This window comes from Streptococcus sp. GMD4S (assembly GCF_000296955.1).
Genome location: NZ_AJRE01000446.1, coordinates 29,026 through 53,089 on the forward strand (window position 1 = coordinate 29,026; position 24,064 = coordinate 53,089).

Sequence of the window (24,064 nt, forward strand, 5' to 3'; positions counted from 1 at the left end):
GTATGAAAGTCACACAAGATATGACATGGGTCTCTTTATCCATTGACTCTTTAAAACCAGCGGCTTATAACCCACGAAAGAAACTCAAGAAGGGTGATAAGGAATACGAAAAAATCAAGAAATCCATTGTGGAGTTTGGTTATGTTGACCCGATTATTGTTAATTTCGATGGTACTGTAATTGGAGGCCATCAACGACTGACCGTCTTATCTGACTTGGGCTATAAAGAAGTTCAATGTGTTCAGGTTCGAATTGAGGATGAGAATAAGGTAAAGGCCCTGAATGTTGCTTTAAATAAAATCACAGGCGCGTGGAATGAAGAACTTCTCGCAGACCTGATGGTGGACTTGCAAGATGCGGATTTCAATTTAGACCTAACCGGTTTTGAAGCCCCAGAAATCGATCAGCTATTTTCTAAGGTTCACAACAAGGAAGTGAAAGAAGATGACTTTGATGTAGATGGGGAGCTGACAAAACCGACTATCTCGAAACAAGGAGATATCTGGCATCTTGGGAAACACCGAGTGATTTGTGGTGATTCTACAAAGCTAGAAACTTATCAGCTTCTCCTGGGAGATAAGAAGGCCAACCTTATCGTAACTGACCCTCCTTACAATGTTAATGTGGAAGAAACAGCGGGAAAAATCAAAAATGATGATATGTCCGATGCGGATTTTTATCAGTTCCTTTTTAACATGTTTGTCAATGTAGAACAGTCCATGGAGGATGATGCTTCTATCTATGTTTTCCATGCGGATACAGAAGGACTGAATTTCAGAAGGGCCTTTAAGGATGCTGGCTTTTATCTGAGCGGTTGTTGCGTTTGGAAAAAGAATGCTCTGGTATTAGGTAGAAGCCCTTACCAGTGGCAACATGAACCTGTGCTCTATGGCTGGAAACAAAAAGGAAAACACCAATGGTTTTCTGATAGAAAGCAGACGACCATTTGGGAATATGACCGTCCAAAATCCAGTAAAGAGCATCCGACTATGAAGCCTGTTCAGCTTATGGCTTATCCGATTCAGAATTCTTCCATGCGAGGGACACTTATACTGGACCCATTTTTAGGCAGTGGGTCTACCTTAATTGCGGCTGATCAGACAGGTCGAGTTTGTTATGGCATAGAACTGGATGAAAAGTTTGTGGATGTTATTGTCAAACGCTACATGGAAGCAACAGAAAAGACGGATGTGAAACTAATCCGTGAAGGCAGGACCTTATCTTTTGAAGAAGCTTTGAATGAAATGGAGGAAGCACAATGACGATAACTTTTCTGGATTTCTTTGCAGGAATCGGTGGCTTTCGTTGTGGATTAGAGTTGACGGGAATGAAATGTATTGGCTATTGCGAGAAGGATAAGTTTGCAAGAAAATCATATGAAGCCATGTATGAAACGAAAGGAGAATGGTTCCATGACGATATCACAAGCATCAACCCAGCACAACTTCCAAAAGCAGATTTATGGTGTGCGGGAAGCCCTTGTCAAAATCTGTCTATCGCAGGAAAGCGAGCCGGATTATACGGTGAACGAAGTGGACTCTTTTTTAGATTTGTTGCTTTGCTCGAAAGCCAAGAAGAAAAGGATAAACCCGAGTGGATACTCCTTGAAAATGTTAAGGGACTTTTATCAAGCAGCCGGGGACGAGATTATCTCGACTATCTCTCTAGTCTGGGGCAAGCAGGGTATGACCTCGAATGGCAGATTTTTAATTCCAAAGATTACGGAGTCGCACAAAACAGAGAACGAGTCTATACTCTCGGACATCTTAGAAGCAGAGGTAGACGACAAGTATTACCTGTCCGCAGAGAAAGCAGCAGCCATCTTAAGCAGCTTATAGGTGGCATGCAAAGTTACAGAGTTTATGATACTTCTGGCATTTCAACGACTCTTGTTGGTGAGGGAGGCGGAGTAGGTGCTAAAACAGGACTCTATATGATTGACCAATCTTTGACAGCTCCTAAGGTAACAAATACAGCACGCTGTATCACTGCTCGCTATACATCAGGGGTGACAAAAAGAACAGCTATGAATACAGCAGTTTTAGAAGTTGCTGAGCAAGAGGGGATAAAGGTTCGCAATGGTACTAAGAAAGGTTATCAAGTTGCGAATGTTGGAGATTCAGTTGATTTATCTTATCCAGGATCCAGAACAAGAAGAGCACGAGTTGGAAAAGGATTGGCTCATAACCTTTCTTGCGGAGGGCAAATGGGAGCTGTTGTCTGGAAGGGAAAAACAGTTAAGATTCGAAGATTGACTCCTAAAGAATGCTTCAGGCTTTAAGGATTTCCTGATGAGTTATTTGAAAAAGCTTGTGCCGTAAATTCGGATGCTCAGTTGTATAAACAAGCAGGAAACGGTGTGACAGTATCAGTTGTATTTGCTATTGGGAAAGCCATTCTAAATGCGATAAAGGAAAATCATGACGAATAATCTTCCTGAATCAGAAACCAAGCATTATCTTGAAAAAATTGCTGTTCAATTGGAGTCGTTTCCATCGATATCACCAGTTTCCAAAATACAACTTCAGGAACTGCTTATGCATATTAAGAGGGCATTGAAGACCAATCAGTTTGGTTATCTAGAATTGAAATATATCAATCAAATGATTGAGCAATTGATTGTGGAGACCACTCTTGAAAGTCAAAAAATATTCGAATAATTATCTCTTATAACTGGATAAATATGTATAATAGAGGTATTATACCATTGAACAAATTGAACCCCAAAGGAGAACAAAGATGAATGCGAAGATTGTAGAATTATTAAAAAAGCGGTATCCTGCTGGAACAAGGGTGCGGCTCTTAAAAATGGAAGACCCGAATCCAGTGCCAATTGGTATGTTGGGAACGGTGGAAGATGTAGATGATATTGGTTCCTTGGTTGTTCAATGGGACAATGGCCGACAACTCCATGTGTTACATGGCATTGATGAAGTAGAGAAAATCGATTCATAAGAAATTAAGTCTTCGGACTTTTTTCTTGTGGGCTGAAGGAGGTGAGGGCATGGCACAGAAGGGCAGAAAGCCCAAACCAATTAGTTTAAAAATCTTAGAAGGGAATCCTGGCAAGCGTCCACTTCCAAAGAATGAAATACAGCCTAAGAAGAAAGCTCCTAGATGCCCTTCCTGGCTTGAAGAAGATGCCAAGAAAGAATGGAAGCGTATGGGCAAAATCCTAGAAGGATTGGGACTTTTAACTGATATGGATATGACAGCTTTTGCAGGTTACTGCCAAGCTTATGCACGCTGGAAGGAAGCAGAAGAGTTTCTTTCAAAACACGGCTCTATCATCAAAACTCCCAATAGCTATCTCCAACAAGTGCCACAAGTTTCTATTTCTCAGACCAATCTTAAAATCATGCTTAAATTCTGTGAACAGTTTGGCTTGACTCCATCTTCCAGAACACGACTTGCTTCGATGGATACAGATGTGGGGTCAGGTGATGAAATGGAAGATTTACTTGGAGGGCGCTTATGACATATTACTACATCCCTTCTCCCTTCATGCTTCCAACTTCTCATTATGACGAGAAAAAGGCAGACCGGGCAGTAACCTTCATTCAGAATCTCTGCCATACCAAAGGACGCTGGGCGGGACAGAAATTCTTCTTATTACCCTGGCAGGAACAAATTGTACGTGACCTTTTTGGTATCGTAAAAGAAGATGGGAATCGACAGTTCCTGACGGCCTATGTAGAGATTCCTAAAAAGAATGGGAAGTCTGAACTAGCTGCTGCGATTGCTCTTTATCTCTTATACGCAGACGGAGAAGCCAGTGCCGAAGTGTATGGGGCAGCTTGTGACCGAAATCAAGCTTCTATTGTTTTTGATGTGGCCAAGCAAATGGTTTTGATGAGTAAAGCTCTGGAGAAACGATCCAAAGTCATGGGAGCCACTAAACGTATCATCAATTATTCCAATGCTGGTTTCTATCAAGTGTTATCGGCTGAAACTGGAACCAAGCATGGACTCAATGTATCAGGTTTAGTCTTTGATGAAATTCATGCCCAGCCCAATCGCCATTTATACGATGTCTTAACCAAAGGGAGTGGTGATGCAAGGGAGCAGCCGCTCTTTTTTATTATCACGACAGCAGGAAACGATAAAAACTCTATTTGTTATGAATTGCATACCAAGGCCTTAGATATACTAAAGGGGCGAAAAAAAGATAGTACCTTTTATCCAGTTGTCTATGGCCTTTCAGAAGAAGATGATTGGAACGATGAAGAGAACTGGCTAAAGGCTAATCCCTCCCTTGGTCATACGATTGGGATTGACCGGGTTCGGGAAGCTTATCTGAATGCCTTAGATAACCCAGCAGAAGAAAATGTATTCAAGCAATTGCGACTCAATATTTGGACCAATTCAGCTGTGACTTGGATTCCGGAACATATCTATGATAAAGGAAGACAGCCGATTGATGTGGAGAGTCTAAAAGGCAGAGATTGTTATGCTGGTCTGGATTTATCTTCCACTTCAGATATTACAGCCTTTGTCCTAATCTTCCCACCAAGAAATGAAGCAGAGAACTATCAAGTTCTTCCATATTTTTGGTTGCCTGAAGAAACCCTGGTTCTTAGATCTAGACGAGACCATGTGCTGTACGATGTCTGGGAAAAGCAAGGCTTTCTTCTTACCACGGAAGGGAATGTTGTTCATTATGGATTTATTGAACGGTACATTGAAGAACTGTCCACTATCTATCATATCAAAGAAATTGCCTATGACCGCTGGAATGCGACACAGATGGTTCAGAACTTAGAAGGCATGGGTTTAACAATGGTTCCATTTGGTCAGGGCTATAAGGACATGAGTCCACCTTCCAAAGAGTACTATAAACTCATGATGGAAGGTAAAATCCAGCATGGAGGTCATCCGGTTCTAAAATGGATGGCCCAAAACGTAGTCATGAGACAGGACCCAGCCGGAAATATTAAGCCTGATAAAGAAAAATCTGTCGAAAAGATTGACGGGATTATCGCGACCATTATGGCTTTAGACAGGTGCATTCGACATCAAAAGAATGACGGTAGTATTTATGACGAGCGAGGAATCTTATCCTTTTAAATTTATTAGATTTTCCACAATTGAAAGAGTGATTGTAAAGCATCTCAAGCGAGGTGCTTTTTTTCATGCCTAGAAAAGGAGATGACTATGGGAATATTGGAACGATTAGGACTAAAACGACAGAGGGGAGAGCCCAAAAATAAGTATGAAGGGAATGACTTTTCGCTACTCTTTGGTCGAACCACGAGTGGGAAAACGGTCAATGAACGGACGGCATTACAAACGACAGCGGTCTATGCCTGCGTAAGGATTCTGTCAGAGACCATTGCATCTTTACCTCTTCATGTTTATCGATACTCCGAAGGAGGAAAAGCAAAGGATACGGAACATGTCCTTTACACGCTTTTGCATGATGAGCCGAATCCTGACATGACATCTTTTGTCTTTCGGGAAACCTTGATGAGCCATCTCTTGATCTGGGGGAATGCCTATTCTCAGATTCTTCGTGACCGTTCAGGTCAGGTGATTGGGCTGTATCCTTTGCTACCGGATCAGATGAGCGTTCATCGAAGTGAGAAGGGCAAGCTCTTTTATGTTTACAATCGTTATGAGGAAGACAATCCTAATTTTCAGGAAAAAGGAAGCATTGTTTTATCACAAGAAGAGGTACTTCATATTCCAGGCTTAGGGTTTGATGGTCTGATTGGTTATTCTCCGATTGCTCTGGCGAAGAATGCGGTGGGGATAACGCTTGCCTGTGAAGAATATGGCGCTAGTTTCTTTGGCAACGGTGCTAACCCCGGTGGAGTTCTCGAACACCCGGGTATCTTAAAAGACCCTGCTAAGGTCCGAGATTCCTGGAATGCAGTCTATCAGGGGACACGAAATGCTCATAAGGTAGCTGTCCTGGAAGAAGGTATGAGCTATAAGCAAATTGGGATACCGCCTGAAGAAGCACAGTTCTTGGAAACCCGCAAGTTTCAAATCAATGAGATTGCGCGTCTCTTTCGGATTCCACCGCACATGGTAGGAGATTTAGAGAAGTCCAGTTTCTCTAACATTGAGCAACAATCCCTTGAGTTTGTTAAGTATACCTTGGATCCCTGGGTGGTTCGGTTTGAACAGGCTCTTAAGAAAAGTTTGCTGCTGCCGGAAGAAAAGAAGACCCATTTCATTAAATTCAATGTGGATGGCTTGCTTCGTGGGGATTACCAAAGTCGAATGAACGGCTATGCGATTGGACGGCAAAACGGCTGGCTCTCGACAAATGATATCCGAGAGCTGGAAGAACTCAACCCTATCCCGCCAGAAGAAGGGGGTGACCTTTACCTCATTAATGGCAATATGACCAAGTTAAAAGATGCAGGAGGATTTATGAAAACAAATCAAAAAGGAGAGAGTCATGAATAAATTTTGGAATTTCAGCGAGAATGAAATGGGGCGTGTGCTGCATCTAAATGGTACAATCGCTAGTGAATCCTGGGTGGATGATGATGTGACTCCGCGAATCTTTAAGAATGAACTCATGAGTGGCACCGGACCATTGACCTTATGGATTAATTCACCGGGTGGAGATGTCTTTGCGGCAGCTCAAATCTACAATATGTTAATGGACTACAAGGATGACGTGACCGTCAATATTGATGGCATAGCAGCTTCGGCAGCCAGTGTTATTGCTATGGCGGGAACCACCGTCAATATGAGTCCAGTTGCTATGATGATGATTCACAATCCGATGACGGTCGCAATTGGCGATTCTAAAGAAATGGAGAAGGCCATTGCTATGTTATCGGAAGTCAAAGAGTCCATTCTCAATGCCTATGAAATTAAGACTAGTTTATCTCGGGTACAGCTATCCCACTTGATGGATGCTGAGTCTTGGTTTAATGCTAAGAAGGCTCTTGAACTTGGGTTTGCGGATTCTATTTTGTATGAGCCTGCACCTCATGAAGATGGGACGGTTCAAAGTATGATGTTTAGTCGAGCAGCGGTGACCAACCAGCTGCTTTTAAAATTGGCTGATAAAAAACCTCAGCCCAAAACACCAGTTTCTCAGTTAGAGAAACGGTTGTCACTCTTGAAATAAGAAAGGAATAACCATGAGTAAAATTTTACAATTGCGAGAAAAACGAGCGCAGGTATGGGAGAAAGCAAAAAGCTTTCTGGATACCTGTCGGGATGATAAGGGGCTGGTTTCTGTAGAAGATACGGCCCGTTATGAAGAAATGGAAGATGAGGTTGTTCGCCTTGGTAAAGAGATTGAACGCTTGGAGCGGCAGGAAGCACTGGACAAGGAATTAGCCAGTCCGGTTAGTCAAGCCATTGTCGCCAATCCAACTGTAGGCGGAGGAAATCCAAAAGGCGGACGTTCCTCTAAAGCCTATAACACAGCTTTTTGGAACAATATCCGCAAGAAAAACTTCTATGATATCGAAAATACCCTCAGTATTGGAGACGACTCACGTGGCGGTTACTTGGTTCCAGATGAATATGAGAAACGTCTGATCCAGGCTCTTCAAGAAGAAAACTTCATGCGGAGTCTTGCAACGGTCATTCAGACTTCAAGCGGGGAGCGGAAGATTCCAGTTGTGTCAGGGAACGGTGAAGCCACTTGGATGGATGAGAACTCTAAGTTCAAGGAATCAGAAGATACCTTTAGTCAAGTAACGCTTGGTTCCCATAAGGTTGGAACAGCTATTAAGATTTCTGATGAGCTGCTCTATGATTCCGTCTTTGATTTGGAAAGCTATATGGCTAATGAATTTGCTCGTCGTATTGGTGTGAAGGAAGAAGAAGCTTTTCTGATTGGTGATGGAACAGGTAAGCCAACTGGAATTTTTCAAACGGTCACTGAAGGGGCGACTAGTGGTGGTGCGACGATTACCTTTGACGATGTCATGGATTTGTATCACTCGCTTAAATCACCTTATCGGAAAAATGCAGTATGGATTTTGAACGACTCCACCGTAAAAGCTTTACGGAAACTCAAGGACAATAACGGCAACTATATTTGGCAGCCATCTGTTCAAGCTGGTGTACCAGATATGATTCTGAATCGTCCTTATTTCACCTCTAGCTTTGTGCCAACCATTGATACAGGTAAAAAAGTTTTGGCTTTCGGTGACTTTTCTTACTACTGGATTGCGGACCGTCAAGGACGTTCCTTTAAGCGCCTGAATGAACTCTATGCAGAAAGCGGTCAAGTTGGCTTTCTTGCTAGTCAGCGCGTGGACGGCAAGTTGATTCTGAATGAAGCGGTTAAAGTCTTGACCATGAAATGAGGCTTCTCATGAAGATTAGTTTGGAGGAAGCAAAGAACTATCTGAGAGTCGAACACTCAGAGGATGACCACTTGATTCAAGTCATGATTTCTGCCAGTGAAGAGTTGTGTTCTAGTATCCTACGCAAGAATCTAGAGGAAGTGACGGAGGAGAAAGAAGTTGACTTCCTTCAGACGATTGTTTTGTTTGGGACAGCTTATCTTTACGAGCACCGAGAAGAAGGAGGGCAGGAGAGTTTGGTAGAACTCCTCAAGGCTCTTCTTTCTGCTCACAGAAGGGATGTGTTCTGATGAAGATAGCTCCATTAAGCAAACGGGTTTTCTTTGAAAAACGAGTCATTGTGCAAGATGCTATTGGCAATGAAAGCAGTCAGTGGCAGCAATTGTTTTCTAGGTGGTGTTCCTGCAAGGTGCTTCTTGAAATGGAAGGCACTACAACAGTAATGGTCAAGAATATTCATCAGTTACGCTTTACGCTGCGCTACGACTCTTCCATTCGAGAGTTGGATAGTCAAACCACTCGTCTTCGCTTTGAGGATAAGTTTTATAATATCAAGGCCATTGATTCGTTAACTTATCCTCAGGAGATAATCCTGATAGATGCGACAGAGGAGGTACAATATGGCAACAATTGACCCGTCTGACCTAGCTCGAGCTGTTCAAAAGGAGTTGGAGAATTATGTTGAAAGGTCTACTGAAACAGTGAAAGCAGTGGTGGAAGACAGCACGGGGGAAGCTGTTAATGAGTTAAAGAAACATTCTCCGAAAAAGCGGGGGAAATATGCTCGAGGCTGGAACTCTACTGTGACTAAAGAAACGAATCTAGCTTTGACAAAAACGATTTATAATCGAACACCAGGACTGACACACCTCCTTGAAAATGGTCATGCTAAACGAGGCGGTGGCAGGGTTGAAGGAATTCGGCATATTGCTCCTGTTGAAGAAAAGATGATTCGCCAATTTGAAGAGCGCTTGAAGGAGAAGTTATGAAAAAAGATGAGTGGTTTTCATTTTTGAACAGTCTAGGTTTACCCTGTGCCTATCATCATTTTGAGGAGGGGCATAGTCCAGCTCCTCCCTTTGTGGTGTATTGGTTTCCTGCTTCTCAGAATTATGGCGCAGATAATCTGGCTTATCACAAAGGAAGTCAAGTCAGACTGGAGCTTTATACCGAGAAAAAAGACCTTGAATTAGAAGAGAAAATAGAAGCAGCACTCGACAGTCATTCTCTCTTTTTTGACAAGGAAGAAACCTATTTGGATACAGAAAAGCTGTATCAGGTTATTTATCATTTAAGTCAATAGAAAGGAAAAATCCGATGGAGAAAAATAAAGTCACCTTTGGTTTGCAGGATGTCCATTGGGCAGAAGTAACCAAAGAAGGAGATGATGGGGCGCTGACCTACGGGACAGTGGAGCGACTTAGGGGTGCCGCAGAGCTGACCTTGGAGCCACAAGGGGATTCTGGTTCATATAAAGCAGACAACATCAATTTTTATACGACAGAATCTAATGATGGCTATGAAGGAACTCTGAAACTGGCTCTTTTGACACAGGAATTTTTGACCCGAGTGTTAGGAGAAACGATTGATGCCCAGAGTAAAGTCATCTCAGAAATCGCAAGCAGTGAGAAGAAAAACTTTGCCTTGATGTTCCGATTTGAAGGGGATAAGAAAGAAACGCTCCATGTGCTCTATTATTGTTATGCAAGCCGGCCAACAGTAGCTTCTAAAACAAAGAGCGGTTCAGACATCAATGAAGTGGAATTGAAATTCAAAGCCAGTCCTCGGCCGCTTGATAAGCTAGTCCGTCGCAGGACCACAGAAGATACCCCAGAAGATGTCAAAAAGACTTGGTTCGCAAAAGTCTATGAACCAACTGTGAAACCAGGAGGTTAATCATGAGGAAAACGATTCAGTTATCAGGTAAGAACATTGAGCTAGCTACTAATGCTTACACACCGATTGCCTATAAAAAAGAATTTGGGAAAGATTACTTTCAGGATCTGTTTCAAATGTTGCAGGCAGAGTCGATTCTAAAAAAAGCTGAACAGCTAGAAGAAGGCAAAACTTTATCTGCATCGGATGTGGGTATGAGCATGTTGGCGGATTTTGATATGACGTTTTTTCACAGGCTCTTTTGGGTTTTTGCCAAATCAGCTAACCCATCTATTGAACCTTTTGAAGAGTTCTTTATGGGCTTAGAAGACTTTCCGCTTCAAACAGTAGGACCGGTTCTGATGGAATTGTTAAATCAAGGAATGACCACCAGAAAAAAGTCGATGCGTCGGAAGAAGCGAGTAGCGAAACCTTCACGGTAGAATCCTATCTTCACTGTTGTAAAGAGACAGGACTATCCATGTCAGATTTAAAAGAGATAACGATTGGCATGGCGCTGGACTATCAGACAGACTATGTGGAAGTGCGTACCAAAGAAGCAGATAGAACTCGCAAGGCTACGCAGGTAGACTTTGATAATTTTTGATGTGGTGGTAAGGAGGTGACGGTATGGCTGGAACGATTAAAGGAATCACAATTGAAATTGGAGGCGATACCCAGCCCTTACAAAAAGCTCTAAAAGGGGTGAACCACGAAGCCTTAGAAGCAAGCCGAGAACTGAAACAAATTGATAAGGCACTAAAATTTGACACAGGCAATGTCACTCTCTTAACTCAGAAACAAGAGGTTTTAGCCAAGCAAGTTCAAACAACCAAAGAGAAGCTAGAGACACTACGTCAAGCCCAATCTCAGGTAGAAGCTCAGTTTCAAAGCGGGAAAATCGGAGCTGATCAGTATCGAGCTTTTCAAAGAGAGGTCGAAATCACTCAGAACACTCTCAAAATCTATGAGAATAAGCTAGAGGGTGTAAACCGAGCTTTGGAGCAAAATGGCTCCAGTGTCACCAGCAACAAAAGTAAACTAGCTGCTTTAGGAGCTGAACAAAATCAACTAGCTTCAGAGAGTGAGAAAGCCGCTTCCTCCTTTAAGTTGCAAGAAAGTCAGCTAGGCCGTAATGCCAGTGAATCTGAAAAACTGGCCCTTGCTCAGAAAAAGGTTGCGGCTCAGTCAGAGATTGTCGAGAAACAGATTGCCAATTTAGAACGGCAGTTAGAGTTGACCAAGGCTGAATACGGTGAGAACTCAGTTGAAGCCAATAAACTAGAAAAGTCACTCAATGAAACCAAGACAGCTTATCATCATCTGCAAGATGAGATGAGCAGCATGAGTGGGGCAAGTGATAATGCTAACCACAGCTTAGCAGAAACTAACAATCTTCTAAGGTCTGAGATTCTAGCCAACTTCAGTGAAAAACTGAGCGAAATCAGTCAGAAGCTGATTGACTTCGGAAAAGCAACACTGGAAGCTTTTCGAGAAGTGGACGAAGGGATGGATATCATCGTCACCAAAACCGGTGCCAGCGGAAAAGCACTGGATGAGATGACAGATATTGCAAAAGGCCTTGCGACTGAAATTCCAACGGACTTTCAAACAGTGGGCAGTGCTGTTGGTGAGCTTAATACCCAGTTTGGGTTGACTGGTGATGCCTTAAAGGACGCTTCTGCGACTTTGATTAAGTACGCAGAAATCAATGGTTCGGACGTGACGGAATCAGCTATTTCTGCAAAACAAGCTATTGAAGCTTATGGACTTGAGACGAGTGATTTAAATCGAGTCTTAGATACTGTCACTTATACGGCCCAGGCGACTGGAGTCAGTGTTCAGGATTTGATGAACAAAGCTATCCAAGGTGCTCCACAAATTAAGGCTTTAGGACTTTCGTTTGATGAGGGTGTGGCTCTTATGGGGCAGTTTGAAAAAAGTGGGGTCGATTCTTCGGCTGCTCTTTCTTCTCTCTCCAAAGCAGCAGTCAACTATGCAGCTAAAGGAAAGACACTGAGTGAAGGCTTAAAAGAAACGGTCGAACAAATCCGAAACAGCACTAGTGAAACGGAAGCCTTAACGCTTGCATCCAGTATCTTTGGTACTAAAGCTGCTCCACGGATGGTGGATGCCATTAAGCGGGGGGCTCTATCTTTTGATGATTTAGCAGGAACCGCAGAAAAAGCAAAGGGAGTGGTTGCTTCCACCTATGAAGCAACACTTGACCCTATTGATCAGTTCACCTTAGCTCAAAATGCAGCTAAAGAGGCCATGGCCGAAGTTGGAGGAGCGATTGCAGAAACCCTAGCTCCGTTTCTCCAACAACTTGTTCCGCTTTTAAAAAGTGTTGCGGAATGGTTCGTGAATCTTCCGGAACCTGTGCGGGAGTTCATTCTGGTTGTGGGTGGACTGGTGACTGTTGCGGGTATTCTCTTACCCATTATTGTAGCCTTACAAGCTGCAGCTTTAGCTCTTGGGACGACGATTGGAGGGATGTTAGCTGCGGCTGCTCCGATTGTAGGGATTGTACTTGCGGTGATAGCGGCTGTTGCTTTATTGGTCATTGGTATTAAGGAACTATGGGAACATAATGAAGCTTTCAGAACGGCTGTTACGGATGCTTGGAATGCTATCTATTCAGCTGTTTCTTTCATCGTTCAGACAGTCGTAGACTTTGTGATGGAAATTTGGGGAACCTTGGTTTCTTGGTGGCAGGAAAATCACCAGTTGATTCAAGATGCTGCAACAACTGTCTGGAATGCCATTTCGACGGTAATCACCACCATTATGGATTTAATTGGGCCTTATCTAACAGCCGTTTGGGAGAATATCAAGCTCGTTGTTACAACAGCTTGGGATATTATCAAGACGATAATAGAAACAGTCCTAAATGTTATTCTTGGCATTATCACATTAGTTATGCAGGTGATCACTGGCGATTGGTCTGGTGCCTGGGAAACCATTAAGCAAATTGTATCTACCGTATGGGAAGGGATTCAGTCCATCATTGGCACCATTCTTAATGCTATCTGGCAATTTATAGTGAATAGCTGGAACGGTATCAGAGATAGTGTTTCAAATATTCTATCAGCCCTTTCTTCTTTATTTTCATCCATTTGGAATGCCATTCAATCCACGGTGACAGGGATTGTTCAGGGGATTGCAAGCGCACTATCCAATATCTGGAATGGGATCTTTCAGACCATATCAAATGTCCTAAACAACATCTTCTCAACTGTTCGAAATATTTGGGATGGAATTAAAAATGCCATTTCTGGAGCGATTGATGGGGCTAAAAATGCCGTATCCTCTGCCATCAATGCCATAAAGAATCTCTTTAATTTCCATATCTCTTGGCCGCATATTCCATTGCCGCACTTTAGTGTCAGTGGGTCGGCCAATCCGCTTGATTGGCTAAAAGGGGATATTCCACGAATTGGTATAGAATGGTATGCCAAGGGAGGGATTTTAACAAAGCCAACCATCTTTGGATTAAATGGTGCGAACCTCTTAGCAGGAGGGGAGGCAGGCAGAGAAGCAGTGCTTCCCTTAAACAGAGAAACATTGGGTCAGATTGGCCGAGGGATTGCCTCTACTTTGGATGCTCTGCCACAGATTACCATTACAATTTCAGATGTTGTAATTAGGGAAGAAACGGACTTAGAGCGCTTGGCAGAACATGTGGCAGGAAGGCTGGCAGATGAACTAGCCAGACAAAAACAACTGAAAGGATTGGGAATATGATTCGACACAATGAGTTGGTGATTGATGGGGTGCATACTTCCTCTTTCCCTTTTAAGGTGATTGTAGAAAACAGTCCACCGATTGTCATGAAAAGCAGCAAGACTCAGCTCCTTGAGCATAGAGGGATCAGTGGTGCCGTCATGGAAACCAACAAGCATCGCAATGTGATGGAGTTGACATTTAAGATTTATGTGGTCAAGCCAAGTGAAGAAGAACTTTTTCAGTTTTTGACTCTCTTTTCTAAAGAACAGTTTTGGCTGGAGAGCGAGCAGTTGAAAACAGTCCAACTCTGGTGCTATAAGGTCCTTGTTTCAAAAGTTATAAAGGACAAGCATGAGGTTTATGAGATGGAAGCGACATTCCAATGCCATCCCACAAAGTTCTTTAAAGATACAGATAGTCAGTCGTTCACTCAAAATGGTGCTCTGCGAACGAAGGGGTCGGCTTTGGCTTTTCCCAAATTGACAATAGTTGGAAACACCTCAACTGAAACCAGTTTTACGATTGGCAGTCAGGTTATTCGTTTGGAGAAAATAGAGTCTGGTGAAACACTGGTGATGGATAACAACCCTGACAAACCAAGTTTTAGAACCTTATCGGGAAAAAGCATCAAGTGGTCTGGTGACTTTTTAACGATTGACCCTTCAAAAGATAAAACAGTGGGAGTCGTATTGGAAACTGGGATTCAGTCCATTCGTTTTGAGATTGTCTGGGGGTGGGCTTAATGCTTTATTTATTGGATAAGGAAGTACAGACCGTTAAATGGAACGGTATCCCCCTTTATGAAGCAGTATCTGCTAGGGTAAAGGAAACATTGAATGGAGATTTCACCTTAACCCTCAGGTATCCTATAACGGACAGCTATCTTTATCGGCTATTGAAAGTAGATAATCTGATTAAAGCTCCTGTCCCTGAATTAGGAGAACAGCTTTTTCGTATTAAGAAACCAGTTGAAATGGATGACCATGTGGAGGTTCTGTGTTATCACATTACGGATGATGTCATGCAGCATTCCATTAAGCCAATCGGAAATTCTCAAGTCGGCTGTATGATGGCCTTATCCAGTATGGTTCAGGCAGCCAAAACTAGTCTTAGTCCTTTCTCTTTTACCAGTGATATCGTAAAGCACAGGGATTTCAATACCAAAGAGACAACAACACTATACAGTGTACTGCTAGATGGAGCGCATTCTATCGTTGGAACCTGGGAAGGTGAGGTCACTCGAGATAATTTCTTATTCTCTATTCAAGAGCACCGAGGAGAGAATCGTGGTGTCATTATTACGACTCATCAGAACCTGAAATCCTACAAACGGAATAGAAGTTCGCAAACTGTAGTGACCCGTATCCATGTTCATTCGACCTTTAAACCAGAAGGAGCTGAAGAAGAGAAGACGTTAACCTTGACTGTTGACAGTCCTTTGCTTGATGCTTATCCCTACATCAATGAAAAAGAGTTCACGAATAACAATCTTAAAACCATTGAGGAGTTGCGAAAATGGGGTGAGAGTAAATTCTATCATGATAAGATTGACCGAGAGCAGGATGCCATTGTGATAGAAGCCTATGAGCTAGATGGTCAAACGGTTCATTTGGGAGACTGGGTCACTCTAAAAAGCCGAAAGCATTATGTGGATTTGTTAAAGCAAGCCGTGGCTTATGAATACGATGCACTTACTAAAGAATATATCTCATTGACCTTTGACGATAAAGTCAGAGAAGGTGGCCATAATACCTCTTCAAAATTGACGGCTGCAGCTCATTCCATCTTAACCCTTGCTCAAGGCAGCCATGATTTGATGATTGAACGAGCTTTAGAAAATGCCAATCGGGCCTTTGATGCAGCTTTTGAGAAGCAAGAGAGCAAGGTACTAGACGGCATTGAAAAGGCCAAAGCAAAGGCAGAAGAAATTGCAGCTCAGACTCGTGATCAGATTCAGAGTTCGTTTACTGCTTTTACGAAATCGACAGAGTCGACTCTTCATACGATTACTCAAAAGACGGAAGAAGCCTTAGGCAAGGCAGGAGCCACTCAGCAAGCTCTAAACAACGTCCAAGAAGTGACAAATCAAACAACAGCCGAACTGAATGCTTTTCAAAAAGAGACTCTTCAGAAAATGGGAACTTTTGTCAGTAAGACAGAAGTCAAGCAGACTCTATCTGGACTTGAAACAACGCTCCAACAGGTTCAGGGGTATGTTTCAAAAGATGGAGAACGGCAGGAACGACTGGAGCAGTATGTACGGACGGAAACAGCCAATCAGGCCAGAACTGTCCGAGAGCAAGTGGCCATGGACTATGTCGCAAAAGTCTTCTATTCAGAAGATGTGAAAGGTTTGAATCGTCGCTTTGAGAATCTGCAGATTGGTGGGCGCAACTACATCCGTCATTATGATTTTGATGGTCTGTTGCCACTCTCGTCTAATGTATCAGAATGGAAGTTTGAACGGGTACCGGATACGAATGCCAAAAGTGGATACTATCTCAAAGCTACTTGTACCAAAGCAGGGAATGGTGGCTTTCATAAGCCCATTTTTGATTTAAGGGGGGCTGAATGGCAAGGGAAGAAAATGGTCTATTCGGCCGACATGAAAGCGAGTCGGTCGGTAGTTGTTCGGTTTGGTTTTGAGACAGGTGGTGTTTCAACCGTGACACTTCAAACTGAATGGCATCGGTTTGTTCATCATTTTACCGTGAAGTTTGAGAGATATTGGTCCTGGGTATGTTATTCGAATGGCTGGCTTGTTGGTGATGTTCTTTATATTCGGGATCCACAATTGGAAGATGGGACAATTGCGACGACACCGAGTCCAGCTCCAGAGGATGACCGGCAGTACACAGAAACCAAGATTGCCTCCTATTCTCAAAGAGTGGAGGGACGCTTTTCAGAAATTTTGCAGGCAGTCAATGGCAAAACCAGCAGCAGTGATTTTCAAAAGGTTCAGGAAACAGTTAATCTGTACTCACGGCTCATTGGCTCAAAGGAAGACAGTGTCAAACATAACTTGGCCCAGATTGTCCTGACAGATTCTTCCTATGTGACCAAGGTGACGGATTTGACCCAGAGAGTTTCTACTGTTCAAACTCAGCTCGCAAACAGTTGGTCGGTTCAGCATTTGACTTCAGGTGGGGCAGTACTAAACAGTTTGAATCTATTAGCGAATGGAGTAAATCATATCCATGGTAGACTCACCCATATCACAGGACAAACTTTAATTGATCATGCTGTTATTAAGTCTGCCATGGTGGATAAGTTAAAGACAGCCAACTTTGAATCGGGATCAGTCACAACAGCAATCTTAAGTGCAGAAGCAGTAACGGCTGAGAAATTGAAAGTAGATGATGCCTTGTTTAACAAGCTATCTGCGACCGAAGCTTATCTGAGGAAGCTTTTCTCAAAGCAGGCCTTCATCAGCCAGGTGCAGTCGGTAACTTTATCTGCGAACAAGATATCAGGTGGTATCCTAACAGCCATTAACCGAGCTATGGAAATCAGTCTCAATGCAGGTCAGATTTTGTATTATACAGACCAAGCTGCCTTGAAACGAGTTCTGACTGGTTACCCAACCCAGTTTATTAAGTTTGCGACAGGGAATGTCGATGGCAAAGGAAGAGCGGGTGTAACTGTTATTGGCTCCAATCGTTATGGCACTGAAAGCTCTAATGATAGTGGCTTTGTCGGTATTCGAGCTTGGAATGGGTACAATATCGATTCACTTGATCTGGTTGGGGATGAATTATCTTTTGCCAGTTCTGCCTATGATAATAAAGACGGTTGGGTCATGACCACAACAGGAAAACTCCAACTGCGTCCAAGCAGGAAACAGGATAGAAGGGACTCAACCATTAATACAGGCGATGTTTGGCTCTATTTAGATACAAGCGGTAATTATGTCTCACTTCACGAGGTATTACAACGGATGTCTAATAGCATTGGAGCGCTCTATGAATATAGGGCTAGCCATAGTGAGGGGCATCCAGCCTGGTGGGATACCAGAAGCTTAGTGGGACATTTATAAGAAAGGAAACAAATGAACCAAGAAGAAATTAATCAGGCTCTTCGTTTAACGATTGAAGAGCTGACCAGAAAGCTTGCTGATGAGGTAACATCAAAGAACCTCTTAGCCATTCAATTGACTCAGAAAGAGGAAGCTTACCAAGTTCTCCTTCAGAAGAAAGAAGAATTGGAAGCTGATCTCAAAGAAGCAACTACACCATTAAAAATAGATGGAGGAAAGAAAGATGGAAGAAAAGGAATTACTACCTGATCTAAGTAGAATTACAGAACCTTTTGATTTGGTGGCAGCACTCACTTATATGCGCGAGAATGGTGAGTTCATTCGCTGCAAAAATGAGGGGGAGGATTTTTATATGTACCGAGAAGTACAAAAGCGTCCCGTGATTAAAGAAGGTCGACGTCAGTTGATGGAAGTCGAAACAGTGGGAGCTTTGACTCAGTGGGGTGCGACAGTCCCTACCATTAATTTGTCTGAGTTATTTCATAAAAACTTTTATATCATGCAATTTGATGAAAAGGGAAATCCCGACTGGAGTGAACCGCATAGAAAGGAAAATGCATCATGAAGCAGTTGGTTTTTGCGAATAAAGTCCTATTTACTACGGTAGGAGGACTTTTAGGAAGTGTCTTTGGCGATTGGGATGGTTTTATTTTTGCCTTGATTGTCTTTATATCTATTGATTATATCAGTGGATTGATGGCAGCAGTTGTTGAAAAGAAGCTATCCAGTGCAGTTGGTTTTCGAGGACTGTTTAAAAAAGTTGTTATTTTGATGCTAGTGGCTATGGGTCAGATTATTGATACTCATATCTTGAAACAGGGAGGAATCATCCGCACAGCGGTTATCTTTTATTACCTGTCTAATGAAGGCCTCAGCATCATTGAAAATGCGGCTCGGATTGGTCTGCCGGTTCCTGATAAACTCAAGCAGACCTTGAAACAATTAAAATCGGAGGAAAAATAAGATGGCATTATTTGGAGTAGATATCAGTGAACACAATGGTTTTATTGACTTTGATCAGTTGAAGAGCAATGTTGACTTTGTCATTATTCGTTCGTCTTGGGGTAGCTTTGCGGAAGACCTGCGTGCACGGCGAAATGCATATGAATGTGAGCGGGTTGGCATTCCGTACGGATTTTACCATTATAGCTATGCTCGTAATTTGGGAGAAGCACAAGCTGAGGTCAATGCCTTTTTGAATTTTGTTCGGCAATTTCATCCTTCTATGCCTCTTTACATTGACATGGAAGATGCGGACGGTTGGAAAGCCAACAATGGAGGTGTGAGCTGGGAAACTTCTACGGCTATTTGTCAACTGTTTTGTGACAATGTAGAAGCCGCTGGTTACTGGGCTGGTGTGTATGCAAGCCTGCACTGGTTCCAGAATATGGGTGACTTATCCCGCTATACGAATTGGGTAGCTCAGTGGCAGGTAGAAGCTTGTGCTATTCCAACAGACATCTGGCAGTTTACAAGTGATGGAATTGTTGGTGGTATCAGTGGCCGAGTAGATTCCAATTATATGTATCGGGATTTACGCTCAGTTTATACTGGCCAAATCCCTGAACCTCGCCCTGCGGTTCCAGCACCGGCAGCACCAGCGTCGACTAGGACTTACACAGTTCAAGAAGGGGATACCTTATCTGCTATTGGAGCTCTTTATGGAACAAGTTATCAGGAATTAGCGGCAATCAATGGGATTGCCAATCCTGACTTGATTTATCCAGGGCAAGTTTTAAAAGTTACTGGAAATCCTCAAGCACCTAGCAGCATCACTTATACAGTTGAAAGTGGCGATACGCTTTCAGCCATTGCAGCTATGTACGGCACGAACTACCAGCACTTAGCTGCCCTTAATGGAATTGAAAATCCGGATTTGATTTATCCCGGTCAAGTGTTACGAATTGAATAATCCATCAAGGTCTGTGTGGTTGTCTATGCAGGCCTTTTACATAGACAGCATTTCAACTAGAAAAAGCTTGAATGAGTGGGCTGAATACTTGATAAATTTGGCCTTTAGAGTGATATATAGTAAGGAAGAAAGGAGAATGGGATGAAGCCAGGAAAGATAAGAGTTTGTGCCTATGCGCGGGTTTCAACCATGACAGAAAAACAGCAGGAATCCCTCACCAATCAGCAAGCCTACTATAATCATTTCTATCAAAACAAAAAAGATGTCGATTTTATCGGAGTGTATTATGATCAGGGGATTTCGGGAAAACTGGCCAAGCGTCCAGGCTTTCAGCAGATGCTGGAGGATTGCAGGGCCGGAAAGATTGATGTCATTCATACTAAGTCCATTTCTCGCTTTGCCAGAAACACTGAGTTATTACTTGCAGTAAGTCGGGAGCTGAAAGCCATCCAAGTGGATATCTTTTTTGAAGAACAAAATCTCCATACCTTGTCAAATGAGGGAGAGGTCATGCTTACAGTTCTTGCCAGCTACGCAGAAGAAGAACTGCGCAATATGAGTGAGAACCAACGGTGGGCTTTTCAGAAGAAGTTCCAGCGAGGAGAACTGGTGATTAACACTAAGCGCTTCTTAGGCTATGACAAGGATGAGAACGGTGAGTTAATCATCAATCCTGAGGAAGCTAAAATTGTCCAACGGATTTATAACCTCTATCTATCTGGCATGGGAGTTCATGCCATCGCAAAGCTTTTCAATCAAGAGAAAGTTCCAACGGTAGACGGTGGGCGATGGTATTCAAGCACCATTACCAATATTCTAAAAAACGAAAAGTATAAGGGAGATGCAATCCTGCAAAAATACTATTTTGCGGAAATCAAGGCCAAGCAACGACTCAACCAAGGTCAGGTGCAGCAGTACCTGATTACGGATAACCATGAAGCTATAGTATCCAGAGAAGATTGGGAAGCCGTTCAAAAGCGTCTGAAACAGAATCGAAAGGCAAACCTAAGCATTAATTGCAACCGACGATATCCTTTGAGTGGCTTATTGAAATGCGAGCATTGTGGCTCTACTTTGAAACGACAAAAATACTACAAGGGAAAAGTTGTCTGGGTCTGCAGCAAGTATATCCGAGAAGGGAAGGCCGCTTGCATTGGTATGCGCGTGCCAGACAGTGCAGTCCAGGATTGGAGTATTTATGAACCCACAGTGGTAAAGGAGGAGAATATCAGTGGCAAAAAACATTACAGTTATTCCTGCCAAGAAAATGATACAAGTCGAGCAGGAGCAACACATTCAGAAAATCCGAATGGCGGCCTATTGCCGAGTGTCCACCGACCAAGACGAACAGCTATCAAGTTATGAGAACCAGGTTCGGTATTATCAAGACTATATTCGCCAGAATCCTCTCTACCAGTTGGTTGATATATACGCGGATGAGGGGATTTCAGGAACCAATACCAAGAAACGAACAGGGTTTAATCGGTTGATAGCAGACTGCCGAAAAGGTAAAGTGGATAGAATTATAGTGAAGTCTATCAGCCGTTTTTCCAGAAACACGCTGGACTGCTTGAAATATGTTCGGGAGTTAAAAGAACTTGGAATCGGGGTCACCTTTGAAAAGGAGAATATTGACAGCCTGGATGCCAAAGGTGAGGTGCTATTGACCATACTTTCTTCCTTGGCCCAAGACGAATCTCGTTCTATCTCAGAGAATGCGACCTGGGGGATTCGAAAGAAGTTTGAAAGGGGAGAAGTAAGGGTTAATACAACCAAATTTGTAGGCTACGACAAGGGCGAGAATGGAAATCTTATCATCAATGAGGAGCAAGCCAAGATTGTCAGACGAATCTTTCGGTATTTTTTACAAGGAGAAACGCCAGAAAGTATAGCAAGAACTCTGAAAGAAGAAGGGGTTCCAGGTTGGAATGGGAAAGTCAATTGGTACCCCACTACGATTCAAAGGATGCTTCAGAACGAGAAGTACATGGGAGATGCCCTCTTGCAGAAAACTTATACGGTGGATTTTCTAACCAAAAAGCGCAGTGAGAACCAGGGACAAGTCAATCAATACTATATCAAAGGCAATCATGAAGCCATCATTGATAAAGAAGAGTGGGAGTTGGTTCAGCTTGAGATAGAACGGAGAAATCAGTTTAGGCAGGATAATCACATCAATTTTTACATTATCCAGTGCGAACAAAACCCATTTACCTGCAAGGTATTCTGTGAAGAATGTGGAGGTCTATTTGGCAGAAAGAACTGGACTACGAGCAGAGGCAAGCGTCCAGTCTGGCAGTGCAATAACCGGTACAAGGTAAAAGGAATCCAGGGGTGCACCAATCGCCATATTGATGAGGAAACCCTGCAGCAGGCATTCTTTAGAGCAGTAGAGGTTCTTAGAGAAAATAAGGAAAATCTACAAGAGAAGTGGACTAACTTTAGCGAAGAACAAAAGCTGGAGAAGTACCATGCGGCTCAACTAAAGGAACTTCTTGATAGTGAGCAGGAAGCATTTGATGGAAGAAAGATGTGCCAGGTACTTGAGAAGATTATGCTTGGTGAAGACGGCAGCATTACCGTAAAGTTTTTAGAAGGAACAGAAGTTAATTTATAGGCCATAGTTAAGAGAGTAAATACTCTAGCTATGGCTTTTTTTATTTTAAATTTTTTAATTTGTAATTGTATTTAAATAGGTAGAAGTGTTATAATAAAGAAAACGCTTTAGTAAGTTGAGGTTTTATGGATTTCTATACTTTGTCAGAGCATATTCTGGGCTATACAAACAGTTTTGGAGAAGTCGAGCTTGGAAAATGTCAAGTTCTGGAAGATGCTATAAAAATAAATGAAGGTGAAATTGTATCATATTTCTCGAATATATCCTATCCATTTAAGGGAGCATCGGAATTTTCCACATTTGTTTCTTTTGTGCAATTACTGAAGGATTGGGGGATGACACCTAGCATATTATCTCAATACACAGATAATTTCTATTTTGGGTATAAAATTCCTCAAATAAGTAAAGAGTTTGATCTGATTCGTTTTGGGGAAAACTATAATGTTTCAATTGAATTGAAAAGTCAAACTACATTAGATAAGCAGGAAAAACAGCTTAAACGGAATCATTTTTATTTAAACTTTCTTGATAAACAGACGAGATATTATAGTTTTTCTCCTGACATCCAGAGTTATGTTGAATACGATGGAAATACCGGTAATGTTGAAAAAATCAATTCTGAAGAATTTAAGCGTGTCTTAATAGAACAGGAAGTCAGTTTATTAAGCCGCGATGAGGTAGATGCTCTATTTGATATAAAAAATTATTTAGTGTCTCCATTTAATGATACTGAGAAATTTCTCAAGCAACAATATTTTTTAAATGGACATCAAGAGGCAATTGTTAACTATATATTAGAACCCCAAAATAATGAGCGGCTGTTTACAATTAAAGGGAATCCGGGTACAGGTAAAACATTATTAATCTATCACATTGCAAAACTTTTGATGTACTTCGGCTTCAGAGTTGTAATTATACATGGTGCAAAACTAAATGATGGTCAGCGTCACTTACAGACAAAGGGATTTCAGATTAAGCCTATAACCCAATTGAAATCAACCTTGAATGATGCTAAGTCTTATGATTACATAATTATTGATGAGTCTCAAAGATTGCGAGAAGAAAGTCAATATAAGCAGGTGTCTGCTTTATTGGACTCTGTAACTGAAAATCCTGATACAAAATATATTATCTCCCTAGACGGTGCACAGACTCTCAGTAAATCTGAGAGTGCTGCAAATGCAAATGCTATATTAAGTAAGTTCTCTGAGTTGGGTTCAAAGCAATTTAGTTTAAAAGATAGATTCAGAACCAACCCAGATATGAATTTATTTATAAGGAACTTGATTAAGTTTTCAGTTGATAAGCCTATTGAAAAGGTAAAGAATACGCGTAGAAATATTCAAATAAAATATTTTGGCAATAGAGCAAGTGCGAATACTTATTTACATAAAATGGAGGATACAACCGATTGGCATGTCCTTAACTATGCTAAGAGTCGCTATACCTTTGAAAGTATAGACTCAATGGTTGATTGCGGAAAAGTTTCACATGAAGTCATTGGACAAGAATTTGATAAAGTTATTATACCGATGGATTTCAATTTTTACTATGGTCCAGGCATTCAGGAAAAGAAAAATAAAAAAGGAGAAGTTATTGGAGTAAAT

At 42.2% G+C, this 24,064-nt stretch carries 25 protein-coding genes and 1 pseudogene; all 26 read left to right on the forward strand.

Annotation, left to right across the window (positions count from 1 at the left end):
- The first annotated feature begins 2 nt into the window (after positions 1 to 2).
- Positions 3 to 1,262: a site-specific DNA-methyltransferase gene (locus GMD4S_RS10790; RefSeq protein ID WP_000869308.1), complete on the forward strand. Its 1,260-nt coding sequence runs from the start codon at positions 3 to 5 to the stop codon at positions 1,260 to 1,262.
- Positions 1,259 to 2,431 (forward strand): annotated as a pseudogene (locus tag GMD4S_RS10795) (DNA cytosine methyltransferase). The gene GMD4S_RS10790 and the pseudogene GMD4S_RS10795 overlap by 4 nt, the downstream one beginning before the upstream one ends.
- Before the next feature lie 106 nt (positions 2,432 to 2,537).
- Positions 2,538 to 2,660: a hypothetical protein gene (locus tag GMD4S_RS13885; protein WP_272943094.1), complete on the forward strand. Its 123-nt coding sequence runs from the start codon at positions 2,538 to 2,540 to the stop codon at positions 2,658 to 2,660.
- Positions 2,661 to 2,739: 79 nt separating this feature from the next.
- Entirely contained in the window at positions 2,740 to 2,955 is a 216-nt protein-coding gene (locus GMD4S_RS10805) for a DUF4314 domain-containing protein (protein ID WP_000992184.1), read from the forward strand.
- A 49-nt stretch (positions 2,956 to 3,004) separates the two neighbouring features.
- Positions 3,005 to 3,478, forward strand: coding sequence for a phage terminase small subunit P27 family (locus GMD4S_RS10810; protein ID WP_000057466.1), 474 nt, complete (start codon positions 3,005 to 3,007; stop codon positions 3,476 to 3,478).
- On the forward strand, positions 3,475 to 5,067 hold the full coding sequence (locus tag GMD4S_RS10815; RefSeq protein WP_000222988.1) for a terminase large subunit: 1,593 nt from the start codon (positions 3,475 to 3,477) through the stop codon (positions 5,065 to 5,067). Before GMD4S_RS10810 ends, GMD4S_RS10815 begins: the two co-directional genes overlap by 4 nt.
- Before the next feature lie 87 nt (positions 5,068 to 5,154).
- The gene (locus GMD4S_RS10820) at positions 5,155 to 6,417 is read left to right on the forward strand and encodes a phage portal protein (RefSeq protein WP_000511777.1); all 1,263 of its coding nucleotides are present in this window, start codon (positions 5,155 to 5,157) and stop codon (positions 6,415 to 6,417) included.
- Positions 6,410 to 7,093 (forward strand): head maturation protease, ClpP-related, encoded by a 684-nt coding sequence (locus tag GMD4S_RS10825; protein ID WP_001032310.1) that lies wholly within the window; start codon positions 6,410 to 6,412, stop codon positions 7,091 to 7,093. Before GMD4S_RS10820 ends, GMD4S_RS10825 begins: the two co-directional genes overlap by 8 nt.
- A 13-nt stretch (positions 7,094 to 7,106) precedes the next feature.
- On the forward strand, positions 7,107 to 8,288 hold the full coding sequence (locus tag GMD4S_RS10830; RefSeq protein ID WP_000036012.1) for a phage major capsid protein: 1,182 nt from the start codon (positions 7,107 to 7,109) through the stop codon (positions 8,286 to 8,288).
- Between the two features lie 8 nt (positions 8,289 to 8,296).
- Positions 8,297 to 8,578 carry a head-tail connector protein gene (locus GMD4S_RS10835; protein ID WP_008282402.1) on the forward strand — a complete coding sequence of 94 codons (282 nt, stop codon included), beginning with the start codon at positions 8,297 to 8,299 and terminating at the stop codon, positions 8,576 to 8,578.
- The gene (locus GMD4S_RS10840; RefSeq protein WP_000684964.1) at positions 8,578 to 8,922 is read left to right on the forward strand and encodes a head-tail adaptor protein; all 345 of its coding nucleotides are present in this window, start codon (positions 8,578 to 8,580) and stop codon (positions 8,920 to 8,922) included. Before GMD4S_RS10835 ends, GMD4S_RS10840 begins: the two co-directional genes overlap by 1 nt.
- Positions 8,909 to 9,277 carry an HK97 gp10 family phage protein gene (locus GMD4S_RS10845; RefSeq protein ID WP_000190823.1) on the forward strand — a complete coding sequence of 123 codons (369 nt, stop codon included), beginning with the start codon at positions 8,909 to 8,911 and terminating at the stop codon, positions 9,275 to 9,277. Before GMD4S_RS10840 ends, GMD4S_RS10845 begins: the two co-directional genes overlap by 14 nt.
- On the forward strand, positions 9,274 to 9,591 hold the full coding sequence (locus tag GMD4S_RS10850) for a hypothetical protein (RefSeq protein ID WP_000710710.1): 318 nt from the start codon (positions 9,274 to 9,276) through the stop codon (positions 9,589 to 9,591). The genes GMD4S_RS10845 and GMD4S_RS10850 overlap by 4 nt, the downstream gene beginning before the upstream one ends.
- Positions 9,592 to 9,605: 14 nt before the next feature.
- On the forward strand, positions 9,606 to 10,184 hold the full coding sequence (locus GMD4S_RS10855) for a major tail protein (protein ID WP_000414381.1): 579 nt from the start codon (positions 9,606 to 9,608) through the stop codon (positions 10,182 to 10,184).
- Positions 10,185 to 10,186: 2 nt separating this feature from the next.
- Positions 10,187 to 10,606, forward strand: a complete 420-nt coding sequence (locus GMD4S_RS10860) for a hypothetical protein (protein WP_001232596.1) — start codon at positions 10,187 to 10,189, stop codon at positions 10,604 to 10,606.
- Between the two features lie 38 nt (positions 10,607 to 10,644).
- Positions 10,645 to 10,770, forward strand: coding sequence for a hypothetical protein (locus tag GMD4S_RS13890; RefSeq protein WP_001281455.1), 126 nt, complete (start codon positions 10,645 to 10,647; stop codon positions 10,768 to 10,770).
- A gap of 23 nt (positions 10,771 to 10,793) precedes the next feature.
- Entirely contained in the window at positions 10,794 to 13,910 is a 3,117-nt protein-coding gene (locus tag GMD4S_RS10870) for a phage tail tape measure protein (RefSeq protein ID WP_000929215.1), read from the forward strand.
- The gene (locus tag GMD4S_RS10875; RefSeq protein WP_000618011.1) at positions 13,907 to 14,635 is read left to right on the forward strand and encodes a hypothetical protein; all 729 of its coding nucleotides are present in this window, start codon (positions 13,907 to 13,909) and stop codon (positions 14,633 to 14,635) included. Before GMD4S_RS10870 ends, GMD4S_RS10875 begins: the two co-directional genes overlap by 4 nt.
- A complete protein-coding gene (locus GMD4S_RS10880) occupies positions 14,635 to 17,928 on the forward strand; it encodes a phage tail spike protein (protein ID WP_000966174.1) in 3,294 nt (1,097 codons plus the stop codon). Before GMD4S_RS10875 ends, GMD4S_RS10880 begins: the two co-directional genes overlap by 1 nt.
- 12 nt (positions 17,929 to 17,940) lie before the next feature.
- On the forward strand, positions 17,941 to 18,177 hold the full coding sequence (locus GMD4S_RS10885) for a hypothetical protein (protein WP_001070900.1): 237 nt from the start codon (positions 17,941 to 17,943) through the stop codon (positions 18,175 to 18,177).
- A complete protein-coding gene (locus GMD4S_RS10890; protein ID WP_000391432.1) occupies positions 18,152 to 18,493 on the forward strand; it encodes a hypothetical protein in 342 nt (113 codons plus the stop codon). Before GMD4S_RS10885 ends, GMD4S_RS10890 begins: the two co-directional genes overlap by 26 nt.
- Positions 18,490 to 18,891, forward strand: coding sequence for a phage holin family protein (locus GMD4S_RS10895; RefSeq protein WP_000812005.1), 402 nt, complete (start codon positions 18,490 to 18,492; stop codon positions 18,889 to 18,891). Before GMD4S_RS10890 ends, GMD4S_RS10895 begins: the two co-directional genes overlap by 4 nt.
- A gap of 1 nt (position 18,892) precedes the next feature.
- Entirely contained in the window at positions 18,893 to 19,840 is a 948-nt protein-coding gene (locus tag GMD4S_RS10900) for a LysM peptidoglycan-binding domain-containing protein (protein WP_001173139.1), read from the forward strand.
- A gap of 141 nt (positions 19,841 to 19,981) precedes the next feature.
- On the forward strand, positions 19,982 to 21,205 hold the full coding sequence (locus tag GMD4S_RS10905) for a recombinase family protein (RefSeq protein ID WP_000802276.1): 1,224 nt from the start codon (positions 19,982 to 19,984) through the stop codon (positions 21,203 to 21,205).
- Positions 21,108 to 22,457 (forward strand): recombinase family protein, encoded by a 1,350-nt coding sequence (locus GMD4S_RS10910; protein ID WP_443255800.1) that lies wholly within the window; start codon positions 21,108 to 21,110, stop codon positions 22,455 to 22,457. Before GMD4S_RS10905 ends, GMD4S_RS10910 begins: the two co-directional genes overlap by 98 nt.
- Positions 22,458 to 22,582: 125 nt before the next feature.
- Positions 22,583 to 24,064: DNA/RNA helicase domain-containing protein (locus tag GMD4S_RS10915; protein WP_000348473.1), on the forward strand; the 1,482-nt coding region annotated here is incomplete at its 3' end.